A 12,511-nucleotide genomic window follows, 5' to 3' on the forward strand; every position below is an offset into this window, starting at 1 on the left:
GACGGTATGGGCTGAATGCACCTGTAGAGGCGCCGAGCCCCACCACCGTGTCGCGTCAGAATGGCTAGCGCACCACCCCTTCTTCCAGCAGCAGCTTAAAGATCGCCTCGGCACCCGCCTCGGGGCTGAGGTCCTTGAGCACCTGCCCGCCGCCGCCCGCGGCCTTGGCGGTGGCGGCCTTCATCCGTTCGGCGCCGGTCTTGGCCTTGATCACCTTGAGTCGCTTGGGCCGTGGCCGTGCCGCCTGGAACGGCTCGCCGAGCAGCAAGGGGTCCTCGGCGATCGGTACCGGCTCGGCATTCAATTGCCCGCGCCGGGCCGGGCCGAAGGCGCTTTGCCGGGCGATCGGCGCGGCATTGTCGACGCTGGCGAGAAACGGCAGGCGCACCTTCAGGCGCCGGCGCTGGCCGCGCGGCAAGGCCTGCAGCACCTGCGCCACACCCCCTTCGACCTGCTCCACCTCGACCAGGCCCACTACCATCGGCCAGCCCAGCCGCTGGGCCAGCAAAAAGGGCAGCAGGCCGGAGCCCTCGCCGGTTTCCGCCTGGCTGCCGGTCAGCACCAGCTGCGCACCGCAACCGCCCAGGTGCTCGGCCAGGGCCGGCAACACATCGGCGCCGGCCGGCTGCTCCAGCACCACCAGCTCGTCCAGGCCCATACCCAGGTAGGCACGCAAGGCCTCCTGCTCGGCGCTGCCGGCATGCAGCACGCGCAGTTGCTTGGCGCCCAGGCGCAAGCCCAGTTCGACCGCCCGCGCATCCTGCTCGGCGCGCCGTGGGCGGCCGGAACTCGGGTGGGCGCCGATGGAGACCAGGGCGACGATATTCAGCTCAACCATGGAGAGGCTCCCGTAGGCTGGATCGCGCGTTATCGATCCAGCGTGGTGTGATCGCGGTGGCGGCCAAAAACGGCCCCCACCGTAAGGCCCTAGGCGACATCCCGTGCACCGCCCTGACGATGGGCGGCGATACGCGCGATCAGCGCCTCGAGGATCGCGGCGCCATCGCCGATCACCGCCAGATCGGCGCGTTTGATCATGTCGCAGCCCGGGTCCAGGTTGATCGCCAGCACCTTGTCGCAGGCACCGATGCCCTGCAGGTGCTGGATCGCCCCGGAAATCCCCACCGCCAGGTACACCCGTGCGGTAACCCAGGTGCCGCTGGCGCCGACCTGACGATCGCGGCCCATAAAACCGTCGTCCACCGCCACCCGCGAGGCCCCCTCGGTGGCACCGAGGGCGGCGGCGGCACGGTGGAACAATGCCCAGTCCTTGACCCCGTTGCCGCCGGAAAGGATAAATTCGGCCTCGGCCATGGGAATCGCCGCCGGGTCGACCGTCACCGCGCCCAGGTCCTCGATCCGCGGCAAGCCGCGCGGCACCGCGTGCTGCAGCGTGACGGCGCGCACTTCATGGCGCCGATCGGTGACCGGCTCGGCGCATTCGGCGGCGGCCAGGATCAGCCGCGGCGTCGGCCGGGCCAGGTCCTGGCGACCGGCCCCGGCGCGACCGATGCACTGACCGTCCTTGACCTGCCAGACCCGGGTCGCCGGGCGTTCGCCCAGCAGCGCCGCCAGGCGCCGGCCCAGTTCGCCGCCGCCACTGCGGCTGTCGGGCAACAACCAGTGCCGCGGGTTGAATTCCCGCTCCACCGCGGCCAGGGCTTGCACCTGTTGCTCGGGGGCGTACCCGGCGTATTCGCCGCCGTCCAGTTGCAACAGGCGATCGACGCCATTGAGGTCGAAGGCGCTTTCCTTGTGCTCACCGAAGACCACCGCCAGCACCGCGCCGCTCTCGCCCGCCAGGCTGCGGGCCAGGCCGAGCAGGTCACGGTCATGGCTGCTCAGGCGGCCGCCGACCATATCGGGGACCACCAGGATATAAAAGGCCGGCTCGGCCAGGGTGAACAGGGGCAGCACCACCTCCGCCGCGGCCTGAGCGCGGCCCCGGCTGGTTTCGCGTCCCGGCGCGCCGCCGCTGGCGCCGCTGCGGTCAATACGCTTGAGCCCGCTGGGCCCGATAAAACCCTGGCCATGGGGGTTCTTGCGCACCACCCCATTGGGCCCCATCCAACTGCTCGGCGACTCCTGCAGGGCCGCGTGCAGCGGGTGCAGGCGGTTACGGGCGATCCATTCGGCACGGGGGTCACGGCGGATCAAGTCGCTCATGTCGGTACCTCCTGACGCGCGGCAGGGGCACGGGTCGCGGGCGCCTCGCGCACGGCCTCGGCCACCAGTTCGGCGATGTCCTTGATCTGCGGACGGGGTTCGACCACGCCCTCGAGCATCGCCGTGCACTGCGGGCAACCGACCGCCACCAGGGCCGCGCCGGTTTCCTTGATATCGAGCATGCGCATGTCGGGAATCCGTTGCTTGCCCGGAATGTCGGTGATCGGTGCCCCGCCGCCACCGCCGCAGCAGCGGGACCGGAAGCCCGAGCGTTCCATCTCCTTCACCTCCAGGCCCAGCGCCTTCAACACCGCGCGCGGCGCCTCGTATTCGCCGTTGTAGCGGCCCAGGTAGCAGGGATCATGGTAGGTAATGCCCTCGGCCTGGCCCGCCAGCGGATGGCGGTCGAGGTCCAGCCGCTGGCTGGCGATCAGCTCGGCGATAAAGGTGCTGTGGTGCAGCACCTGGTAGTCGCCGCCCAGGGCGCCGTATTCGTTTTTCAGCACATGGAAACTGTGCGGATCGCAGCTAACGATGCGTTGGAACTGGTACTGCGCCAGGGTGGCGATATTACGTTTGGCCAGCAGCTGAAAGGTCGCCTCGTCGCCCAGGCGCCGGGCCAGGTCGCCGCTGTCGCGCTCTTCCAGGCCCAGCACGGCGAAGTCGACGCCGGCTGCGTTGAGCACCTTGACGAAGGCGCGCAGGGTCCGCTGGTTGCGCATGTCGAAGGCACCGTCGCCGACCCAGAACAACACCTCGACCGCCTTGCGTTCGGCCATCAGCGGCAGGTTCAGGTCCGCCGCCCAGTTCATCCGCCCGCCCGGGGCGAAACCGCCGGGGTTGTCGGTGGCGATCAGGTTGTCCAGCACCTCGGCACCCTTGTTCGGTGTCGCGCCTTTTTCCAGGGTCAGGTGGCGACGCATGTCGACGATGGCGTCGACGTGCTCGATCATCATCGGGCACTCTTCGACACAGGCCCGGCAGGTGGTGCAGGACCACAGGGTCTCGGGCTCCAGCAGGCCCTTGCCCTCGAGGAAGACGATCGGTTGGTGCGGGTCGCCAATATGCTCGCCGACCGGGATACCGGGGTAGGGGCTGCCGAAATAACCCTTGTCGCTGCCACCGGCCAGACCGACCACCATGTCCTGGATCAGCTTCTTCGGGTTCAGCGGCTGGCCGGCGGCGAAGGCCGGGCAGGCTGCCTCGCAACGCCCGCACTGCACGCAGGCATCGAAGCCAAGCAACTGGTTCCAGGTGAAGTCGCTGGGTTTTTCCACGCCCAGTGGCGCGCCCAGGTCGGCCAGATCAAGGGCCTTGAGGCCGGTCGAACGGCCGCCGGCGAAGCGCTCGCTACGGCGGTGCCAGGCCAGGTGCAGGGCACCGGCGAAGGCATGCTTCATCGGCCCGCCCCAGGTCATGCCAAAAAATAGCTCGGAGACGCCCCAGGCCACGCCCAGGCTCAGCACGACGGCCAATACCCAGCCACCGAAGGCCAGCGGCAGCAGGCCGGCGACCGGCAGGGTGACGATAAAAAAGCTGGCGGCGAACACCAACAGGCTTTTCGGCAGGCGCATCCAGGGGCCTTTCGACAGCCGGGACGGCGGATCGAGACGGCGCTTGGCGATAAACAGCGCGCCGACGAACATCAGGGCACTGGCCGCCAGCAAGGCGAAGCCGAGGATGCGGTTATGCCAGCCGAAGCCGTGCACCAGGATCGCCAGCACGGCGGCCAGGACAAAGCCCCCCGCGGTCGCCACGTGGGTGTTGGAGATGTACTTGTCGCGCGCCACCACGTGGTGCAGATCCACCAGGTAACGGCGGGGGATCGCCAACAGGCCCCGAAGCAGGTCGACCTTGGCGGCCCGGCCCTGGTTCCACAGCAGCATGCGTCTCACCGCACCGATAACGGCCAGGGCCAGGGCGGTGAACAGCAGGATGGGCAGAAGAGTGTTCAACATCATGGGTCTCCTTACAGGGACCGTTCAAGCTGCACAGGAACCGTAGGATGGGTTAGCCGCGCCGCGGCGTAACCCATCGATGGACGCGACAGGCATCGGTGTTGGGTTACGCCTTCGGCTAACCCAACCTACGAGCTGTTCTTAGAAATCCTTGCACAGGCGCAGCGCGTCGTAGATCGCCGCATGGGTGTTGCGCTGGGCCACGCAGTCGCCGATGCGAAACAGCAGGTAGCCCTCGCCCGGTTCGGCCAGACACGGCTGCGGCTGGATGGCGAACAGCGCGTCGATGTCCATCTGGCCCTTGTTGCGCGACGCCGGCTTGAGGGCGTAGTAGATCTCCTCGTCCGGACGCACGCCGTTTTCCACCACCACCTGGTCCACCACCCGCTCTTCCTTGGCCCCGGTGTATTCGTTTTCCAGCACCGCCACCAGCTTGTCGCCCTCGCGGTAGACCTTTTCCAGCATCAGGTCGCCGGTCATGATCACTTCTTTCGGGTACATGCTGCGGTAATAGGTGGGGAACGAGGTGCCGCCGATGGCCACGCCGGGCTTGATATCGTCGGTGACGATTTCCACCTGGGCACCCTTGTCGGCGAGGAAGTCCGCCACCGACATGCCAGTGAACTCGCAGATGGTGTCGTAGACCAGCACGTTCTTGCCCGGCGCGACCTTGCCGTCGAGCACGTCCCAACTGCTGACCACCAGCCCTTCGGCCGCGCCCCAGTGTTCGTTCTGCTCGAGGAACGGATGGCCGCCCACGGCCAGCACCACCACGTCCGGACGCGCATCGAGGATGCTGGCGGCATCCGCTGCGGTGCCCAGGCGCAGGTCGACGTTCAGCCGCGCCAACTCCAGTTGGTACCAGCGGGTAATCCCGGCGATCTGGTCGCGCTGGGGCGCTTTGGAGGCGGTGGTGATCTGCCCGCCGAGCTGGTTCTGTTTCTCGAAAAGGATCACCTGGTGGCCCCGTTCGGCCGAGACCCGCGCCGCTTCCAGCCCGGCCGGGCCGCCCCCGACCACGACCACGGTGCGTTTCACACCGGTGGTTTTCTCGATGATATGCGGCACACCCATATATTCCCGGGAGGTCGCGGCGTTCTGGATGCAGAGCACGTCCAGGCCCTGGTACTGGCGGTCAATGCAGTAGTTGGCGCCGACGCACTGCTTGATCTGGTCGATCTGGCCCATCTTGATCTTGGCGATCAGGTGGGGGTCGGCGATGTGCGCCCGGGTCATGCCGACCATGTCGACATAACCGCCCTCGAGGATGCGTGTGGCCTGGTTCGGGTCCTTGATGTTCTGCGCATGCAGCACCGGTACCGTGACCACTTCCTTGATACCGGCCGCCAGGTGCAGGAAAGGCTCCGGCGGGAAGCTCATATTGGGGATCACGTTGGCCAAGGTGTTGTGGGTGTCGCACCCCGAGCCGACCACACCGATAAAGTCGATCATGCCGGTGTCGTTGTAGTACTTGGCGATCTGTTTCATGTCCTCATGGCTGAGGCCGTCCGGGTGGAACTCGTCGCCGCACAGGCGCAGGCCGACCACGAAGTCCGGGCCGACTTTTTCGCGCACCGCCTTGATCACTTCCATGCCGAAACGCATGCGGTTCTCGAAGCTGCCGCCCCACTCGTCGGTGCGTTTGTTGACCCGCGGGCTCCAGAACTGGTCGATCATATGCTGGTGCACGGCGGACAGCTCGACGCCGTCCAGGCCGCCCTGCTTGGCGCGCAACGCGGCGGTGGCATAGTTGCCGATCACCCGCCAGATCTCTTCCGGCTCGATGGTTTTGCAGGTGGCGCGGTGCACCGGCTCGCGAATCCCGGACGGCGACATCAGGGTCGGCCAATGTTCGCCGTCCCAGCGCGAGCGACGGCCCATGTGGGTAATCTGGATCATGATCTTGGCGCCATGCTTGTGCATGGCTTCGGCCAGGTTCTGGAAGTGCGGGATGATCTTGTCGGTCGCCAGGTTGACCGACTTCCACCAGCCCTGGGGACTGTCGATGGCCACGCTGGAGGAACCGCCGCAAATCGCCAGGCCGATGCCGCCCTTGGCTTTTTCCTCGTAATACTTGACGTAACGGTCGGTGGTCATGCCGCCATCGGTGGCATAGACCTCGGCGTGCGCGGTGCTCAGCACGCGGTTGCGGATGGTCAGTTTGCCGATCTGGATCGGCTGGAACATTGCTTCGAACGCCATGGCGACACCCTCTGAAAACTACTGCGCTCGGTTATGCGGCGTTGGAGGCAGAAGCGAAAATGCTCATTTACACCAGTAAACTCCGCTTTTCGCTTTTGCCTCCGCCTTGCCTACCCTTCGCTCGCTACGTTTTCGATCACGGTTGAAAGTTGTTTTTAGAGCGGCTTGACGGTGAACAGGCCGTCGTCATGGCCTTCTTCGGAACCACCGTGCACTTGCTCGGCGACGGTGCGCAGCGAACTGCCCTGGGCCTGCAGGATCTGATCCATGGCGCCGGCGAACCAGCCGGTGAACATGTAGTCGACCTTGCGCCCGACCTTGCCGTAGACGTAGACGAAGGCCGAGTGTTTCAGGCGCACGCTGGCGGTGCCCTGGGCCAGGTCGATGGCCTCGATGTCGAACAGCCCCCAGCCGCGCTGGGACAGGCGCTTCATGTAATGCTCGAACACCGCGACGCCCGACAGGCCATGGCACTCGGCTTCTTTCTCGCACCAGTGCCAGGCGGACTTGTAGCCGGCCTTGTAGAGGATCTCGGCATAGGCTTCAGCGCCCAGCACTTCCTCGATACCCATATGGTTGTTGACGAAAAAATGCCGTGGCACGTAGAGCATCGGCAAGGCATCGGTGGTCCAGACGCCAGTCTCGTCGTCGACCTGGATGGGCATGTCAGGGGCGTGTGTGGCCATGGTGTACAAACTCCAGAATTCAGTTGGCTGTCTTGGCCGGCCGCCGGCCGGCTTGATGGGTATCGCTTCGCTCAACCCATCCTACGAAGGCGTTCGCTGCGTTTTTGTCGGGTGGGTTAGCCGCGCAGCGGCGTAACCCACCAACCGGACCGCTGGGCCGGCGAGATTGATCATTCGCCCCAGACGTCCTTCAAGACGTTGACCCAGTTTTCGCCCATGATCTTGCGCACCACCGACTCGGGGTGGCCGCGCGTGAGCAGGGTCTCGGTGAGGTTGGGGAATTCGCCGACGGTGCGGATGCCCAGCGGGTTGATGATCTTGCCGAAGCTGGTCAGGCGGCGGGCGTAGCCCTTGTCGTGGGTCAGGTATTCGAAGAAGTCCTGGCCGTGCCCCTGGGTGAAGTCGGTGCCGATGCCGATGGCATCCTGGCCAACGATGTTCATCACGTACTCGATGGCCTCGGCGTAGTCGTCGATGGTCGAGTCGATGCCCTTGGCCAGGAACGGCGCGAACATGGTCACGCCGACGAAGCCGCCGTGGTCGGCGATAAACTTCAGCTCAGCGTCGGACTTGTTGCGCGGGTGCTCCTTGAGGCCGGAGGGCAGGCAGTGGGAATAGCAGACCGGTTTTTTCGACTCGAGAATGACTTCCTCACTGGTCTTGCTGCCGACGTGGGACAGGTCGCACATCACGCCGACGCGGTTCATCTCGGCGACGATCTCGCGGCCGAAGCCGGACAACCCGCCGTCGCGCTCATAGCAACCGGTGCCTACCAGGTTCTGGGTGTTGTAGCACATCTGCACAATGCCCACGCCCAGCTGCTTGAAGATCTCGACATAGCCGATCTGGTCTTCATAGGCGTGGGCATTCTGGAAGCCGAAGAGAATCCCGGTCTTGCCCTCGGCCTTGGCCCTGTGGATATCCGCGGTGCTGCGCACCGGAATGACCAGGTCGCTGTTTTCGCGCATCAGCTTCTGGCTTTTGCAGATGCTGTCGACAGTCGCCTGGAAACCTTCCCACACCGAGACGGTGCAGTTGGCAGCGGTCAAACCGCCCTTGCGCATGTCTTCGAACAGCTCACGGTTCCATTTGGCAATGATCAGCCCGTCGATGACGATGCTATCGGCGTGCAGTTCAGCTGGGCTCATCAGGCAGTCCCCTCGGTATGGGCTTTTGATCGGGTGGCGCCGGGCATCATTCAATGCCTCGCCTCTAGGGGCGGCGCTTTGGGGCCAGCATAGCCCTGGGGGCCCTGCCGCTATCGCGCAAAAACGACAGGGGAATTGTCGAAAGCGTCAAAGCAGGACGACAGCGTCCCCCGGACGCGCTGTCGCCCAGGGCAGTGCTGCCCGCGGCAACCGTGGACGGCGGCGGCGGCTTGCCGTATTTTTCCGCGTTTGGTCCCGCTCGGCACTCTCCAAGGAACCCTGCATGCACGCGCTGTCCGGTATTTCCCGCCTGTTACCCTGGTTGTTGCTGCTGGCGTTGGTCGGCTGTCGCGAGGAGTCGGGGGTCAACCTGCTGCTGGGCCGCGCGCCGCTGCAGGCCCATGGGGTACTGGACGTCGAACGCCTGACCGATGGCCAGGGGATGCCCAACGGCAGCGCCTGGCTGGGCGCGCGGAGCGCCGAGTTGGTGCGTCCGGGCGCCAATGCGCTGTTCGATCTGGGCGCACCCACCGCCTTGGGCTGCCTGTGGCTGCAGGGCGACAACAACGACGACTACCTGGTGGGCAGCTCCCTGGATGGCCGCACCTTCACCCCCCAGTGGGTGGCCGGCGCGGTTCCCGAAGGCGGCCTGCAGCTGCGCGAGGTCAGCCTGGGGATCGAGGCGCGGTATCTCCTCATCAGCGCCCAGGGCGGCGATGGCCGTTACAGCCTCAGCGAATTTGGCGCGGCTGAACGCTGCCCCGCAGGGGCCGACGCCTTTATCGAACGCGCGGTCGATCCGTTGCAGCTGGCCCACTGGCAGCTGTTCGGCGGGCTGCTGTTGGCCCTGCTGACGCTGTTCGCCAGCCGCCTGGCATCACGCCCACTGGTGCTGGCCCTCGCCGCGCTGGCGCTGGGCCTGCTGGGTTACGCGGCGTTCGGCCTGACCCGCCTGCAGCCGCTGTTCGCCCTGGAGCCACTGCTGCGCGCCGCCGTGGCGGCCCTGGCCGCGGCCATTGCGCTGCGCGAAGCCTTCGTCGGCCACCTGTCGATGGGCCAGCGCCGCAGCCACAGCCTGATCCTACTGGGGCTGGCCGGGTTGTCGCTGGGCTGTTACTACCATTTTGGCGTGCTGCAGTTTCGCGACGAAGGCCAGCAGCGCCAGACCTTCGTACATGCCACCGACATGCGTCATTACTTTCCGCTGGCCAAGTACTTCGACGAACTGCGCTTCGATGGCATGTACCTGGCCAGCGTGGCAGCGTACCAGGACAACCACCCAGGCGCCGACGTCAACGGCGTAAGTCTGCGCGACCTGCGCAACAGCGAGGTGCGCCAGGTACGCGAGCTGCTGCCGCAGCTGGCCGAGGTACGCGCCCGGTTTTCCGCCGAACGCTGGCAGGCGTTTCGCCAGGACATGGCGTACTTCGAAAGCAGCATGGGCCCCGGGGGATTCCTCGGCGCCAGCCTGCGCGACCACGGCGGCAACGCCACGCCAGTCTGGATCCTCGGTGCCTGGCTGGTGTATCACGACTTGGCGGCCAACGAGCTGACCCTGACCCTGGGCGGCCTGCTCGACCCACTGTTGCTGCTGCTGTTGTTCGGCTGTATCTGGCGCACCTTCGGCAGTCGCCCGGCGCTCTATGCGGCGATCCTGTTCGGCGCCACCGATTTCTATATGTTCGGTTCCAACCTGGTGGGCTCGACCCTGCGCCAGGACTGGCTGGTGGCCCTGGGACTGGGTGCCTGTGCGCTGCGCAGTGCCCGCCCGCTGCTCGGCGGCGCGTTGCTGGCCTATGGCGCCTCGATTCGTGCGTTCCCGGCGCTGACGGTGTTTTTCCTGGCCGCGCCACTGTGCTGGTGGCTGCTGGAGCGCTTGCGCAGCCGCCGTCCGCTGTCCCTGGCCGCCCTCTGGCAGGACCAGTCCGCAGCGCTGCGGGCGGGACTCGGCGCAGCGGCCATGGTCATCGGCCTGCTGGCACTGACGTCCCTGACCTTCGGCTTCCAGAATGCCTGGGTCAAGTGGTACGAGAAGGTGTCGATCCATGCCGAGGACCCGAGCATCAACAATATCGGCCTGCGCAACCTGATGTCATTCTCGGCGGACCTGACCGCGCAAAAGGTGCTGCGGCCCGAGCACCCGGAACCCTGGATCGACTGGCAACGGACCCAGCGCGAAACCTACGCCTCCCGCTGGCTGGCCAATGGCAGCCTGATCGCCCTGGCGCTCGGCGCCTTGCTGCTGGCCTGCTACCGCCGCGGCCTTTACCAGAGCGCACTGCTCGGTTTGCTGGCGGTGCCCTTCCTGTTTTACCTGTCCAACTACTATTACCACTTTATTTTCCTGATCCCCCTGGCCCTGGCGCCGGAGCGCGGCAAGGCGCAGGACTCGCGCCTGTTCGCCTGGGGTGTGCTGCTGATGGGCCTGGTGTGCGTGGCCCAGTACTTCAGCCTGGCCGAGCATTGGTCGGATCAGCGCTACAGCTGGCAATGCCTGGCCCTGCTGCTGGCCTTTGCCCTGCTGCTGCTGCCCATGGCGTCCCAAGGCTGGCGGCGCTGGTGCGCAGGCCCCGTGCTAACGGGTTTGGAAGACCGCGCGAGCCGCTGAAACGGGCGGCAGAGGCAAAAAAAGGCAAAAAAAACCCCCGCGAAGCCGACACAAAGCGGGGGTCAAAAAGAGCTGTTCAATTCCGCCTGGCGACCAACCAGGGCGGCGCCAAGCGCGCGCTGCGAAATATCATGCACCCTCAGTGTGTCGCGACGCGGGGACCGGGGCGTTGCCGAAAACGACCTGCACATAGGTACGCCAGCCATGCGCGCCACTCGACCGCCGGCGGCGGAGCTGCGCCATGGCGGGCCTTCAGAAAAGCGTCTCGCAGCAGCCTGCAGGTCATGCGGAGCGCGTTGCAGGGCGGGTGAAACCCGTGCGCTTTGGCGAAGTTTCGGCGATAGCTCGTGGGGATGTGCGCCGAGCCGCAAGGTGCCGAAGGTTAAGCTGACAGGCTCCAGGGCCTGTTGACACTACCCCGCAAGGCCGCCCCTGGCCTGGGCCCTGCTTCGCCGCAACGCGACTCGTGACGTCATGTCCACAGGCCCTAGCGGCGGCCGCCGGCACCCTCGTCGGCCCCGCGACAGGCGGGCAGAACCCGGCGGTCCTGGCTGGGACAGAAGGCAAAACGCCCGCGATAACGGCGGGAAAAATAGGAAGGCGAGTCGAATCCACAGGCCAGGCCGACCTCCAGCACACTCAGGTCGGTCTGGCGCAACAACTGGCGGGCCTTCTCCAGGCGCAGGCCCAGGTAGAAATTCGACGGCGTGTCCTGCAGGTGCAGGCGAAACAGGCGCTCCAGCTGACGCCGGCTGACCTGGATGCCCTCGGCCAATGCCAGGGTGCTCAGCGGCGGTTCGCTGTGGCGCTCCATCTCACCGATCACCTGCACCAGCTTCTTGTTACTGACCCCATAACGGGTGGCGATCTGCAGCCGCTGGTGGTCCTGGCGCGGCCGGATGCGCCCGAGCACGAACTGCTCCGAGACCTCGATCGCCAGCTCAACACCATGGGCCTGGCCGATCAAATCGAGCATCAGGTCAATGGACGCGGTGCCACCGGCCGAGGTGATGCGCGAGCGGTCGATCTCGAACAGTTCCTGGGTCACGTCCAGGTGCGGGTAGGACTCTCGGAAGGCGCCTATGGCCTCCCAGTGCAGCGTCAGGCGATGGCCATCGAGCAAACCCGCCTCGGCGAGGACCACGCTGCCGGTATCGATGCCGCCGAGCATCACCCCCTCGCCGTCGAGTCGGCGCAACCAATGGGCCAAGGCCGGCGTATAACACCGCAAGGGTTCGAAACCGGCGACCACCAGCAGCGTATCGCCACGCCGCAGCGGCTGCAGCGCCCCGTCGACGTTGAGTGACATGCCGTTGCTCGCCAGCACCGGGCCGCCATCCAGGCTCAGTACCCGCCAGCGATACAGCTCGCCGCGAAAACGATTGGCGACCCGCAGCGGCTCCACCGTCGAGACGAAGCCCATCACGGAAAACCCCGGAAGCAGCAGAAACCAGAAATCCTCAGGCATGGCAGGCACACGCGCAGGCAGGTCAGCCTGAGTTACGCCAGTCTGCAGCGACTGGCAAGGCTCGACGTCGCGGCTGCGTACGCGTTGTCGCTGGGGTGCATCTGCGGCCATCGCTGCGCGAACCGCCCGGTCCACCGGACGATGGCCGCAGCGAACAGGTCGCCACAGTGCAACAGGCAGTCGTCCAGGTGCGTTTATCTCCGCGGCCGGCTGGGTACTTTAGCCCTGGCCGACGTAGCCGCTACGTCGCCCCCCTGACAACGATTGGCCGCACG

The 12,511-nt window shown here is 66.2% G+C and carries 8 protein-coding genes; 1 reads left to right on the plus strand and 7 read right to left on the minus strand.

The window, feature by feature from the left end; translation table 11 throughout:
- Positions 1-64: 64 nt before the first annotated feature.
- The 6 genes from etfB to ABWY06_RS13285 form a co-directional block, all read right to left on the minus strand.
- Entirely contained in the window at positions 65-838 is a 774-nt protein-coding gene (gene etfB, locus ABWY06_RS13260) for an electron transfer flavoprotein subunit beta (protein ID WP_353926029.1), read from the minus strand.
- A gap of 89 nt (positions 839-927) precedes the next feature.
- Positions 928-2,166, minus strand: a complete 1,239-nt coding sequence (gene etfA, locus ABWY06_RS13265; RefSeq protein ID WP_353926030.1) for an electron transfer flavoprotein subunit alpha — start codon at positions 2,164-2,166, stop codon at positions 928-930.
- Complete coding sequence (dgcB, locus tag ABWY06_RS13270) at positions 2,163-4,124, minus strand: dimethylglycine demethylation protein DgcB (protein ID WP_353926031.1); 1,962 nt, start codon at positions 4,122-4,124, stop codon at positions 2,163-2,165. Before dgcB ends, etfA begins: the two co-directional genes overlap by 4 nt.
- 141 nt (positions 4,125-4,265) lie before the next feature.
- Positions 4,266-6,326, minus strand: a complete 2,061-nt coding sequence (gene dgcA, locus ABWY06_RS13275; RefSeq protein WP_353926032.1) for a dimethylglycine demethylation protein DgcA — start codon at positions 6,324-6,326, stop codon at positions 4,266-4,268.
- A gap of 155 nt (positions 6,327-6,481) precedes the next feature.
- Positions 6,482-7,012 (minus strand): DUF5943 domain-containing protein, encoded by a 531-nt coding sequence (locus ABWY06_RS13280; protein ID WP_353926033.1) that lies wholly within the window; start codon positions 7,010-7,012, stop codon positions 6,482-6,484.
- A gap of 170 nt (positions 7,013-7,182) precedes the next feature.
- The gene (locus ABWY06_RS13285; RefSeq protein WP_353926034.1) at positions 7,183-8,160 is read right to left on the minus strand and encodes a dipeptidase; all 978 of its coding nucleotides are present in this window, start codon (positions 8,158-8,160) and stop codon (positions 7,183-7,185) included.
- A gap of 283 nt (positions 8,161-8,443) precedes the next feature.
- Here ABWY06_RS13285 and ABWY06_RS13290 point away from each other — a divergent pair, with 283 nt between their 5' ends.
- Positions 8,444-10,768, plus strand: a complete 2,325-nt coding sequence (locus ABWY06_RS13290; protein ID WP_353926035.1) for a hypothetical protein — start codon at positions 8,444-8,446, stop codon at positions 10,766-10,768.
- Positions 10,769-11,255: 487 nt separating this feature from the next.
- Here ABWY06_RS13290 and ABWY06_RS13295 read toward each other — a convergent pair whose 3' ends face one another.
- Positions 11,256-12,236, minus strand: coding sequence for a GlxA family transcriptional regulator (locus ABWY06_RS13295; RefSeq protein WP_353926036.1), 981 nt, complete (start codon positions 12,234-12,236; stop codon positions 11,256-11,258).
- Positions 12,237-12,511 lie beyond the last annotated feature (275 nt).

Origin of the sequence: Pseudomonas sp., from assembly GCF_040514055.1 — a bacterium.
Lineage (GTDB): Bacteria > Pseudomonadota > Gammaproteobacteria > Pseudomonadales > Pseudomonadaceae > Aquipseudomonas.

Excerpts from the sequence above, each read along its gene's own strand:
- ABWY06_RS13295 (WP_353926036.1), bottom strand. The coding sequence starts at position 12,236 with ATGCCTGAGGATTTCTGGTTTCTGCTGCTTCCGGGGTTTTCCGTGATG.
- etfB (WP_353926029.1), bottom strand. The coding sequence starts at position 838 with ATGGTTGAGCTGAATATCGTCGCCCTGGTCTCCATCGGCGCCCACCCG.
- ABWY06_RS13285 (WP_353926034.1), bottom strand. The coding sequence starts at position 8,160 with ATGAGCCCAGCTGAACTGCACGCCGATAGCATCGTCATCGACGGGCTG.
- etfA (WP_353926030.1), bottom strand. The coding sequence starts at position 2,166 with ATGAGCGACTTGATCCGCCGTGACCCCCGTGCCGAATGGATCGCCCGT.
- ABWY06_RS13280 (WP_353926033.1), bottom strand. The coding sequence starts at position 7,012 with ATGGCCACACACGCCCCTGACATGCCCATCCAGGTCGACGACGAGACT.
- ABWY06_RS13290 (WP_353926035.1), top strand. The coding sequence starts at position 8,444 with ATGCACGCGCTGTCCGGTATTTCCCGCCTGTTACCCTGGTTGTTGCTG.
- dgcB (WP_353926031.1), bottom strand. The coding sequence starts at position 4,124 with ATGTTGAACACTCTTCTGCCCATCCTGCTGTTCACCGCCCTGGCCCTG.
- dgcA (WP_353926032.1), bottom strand. The coding sequence starts at position 6,326 with ATGGCGTTCGAAGCAATGTTCCAGCCGATCCAGATCGGCAAACTGACC.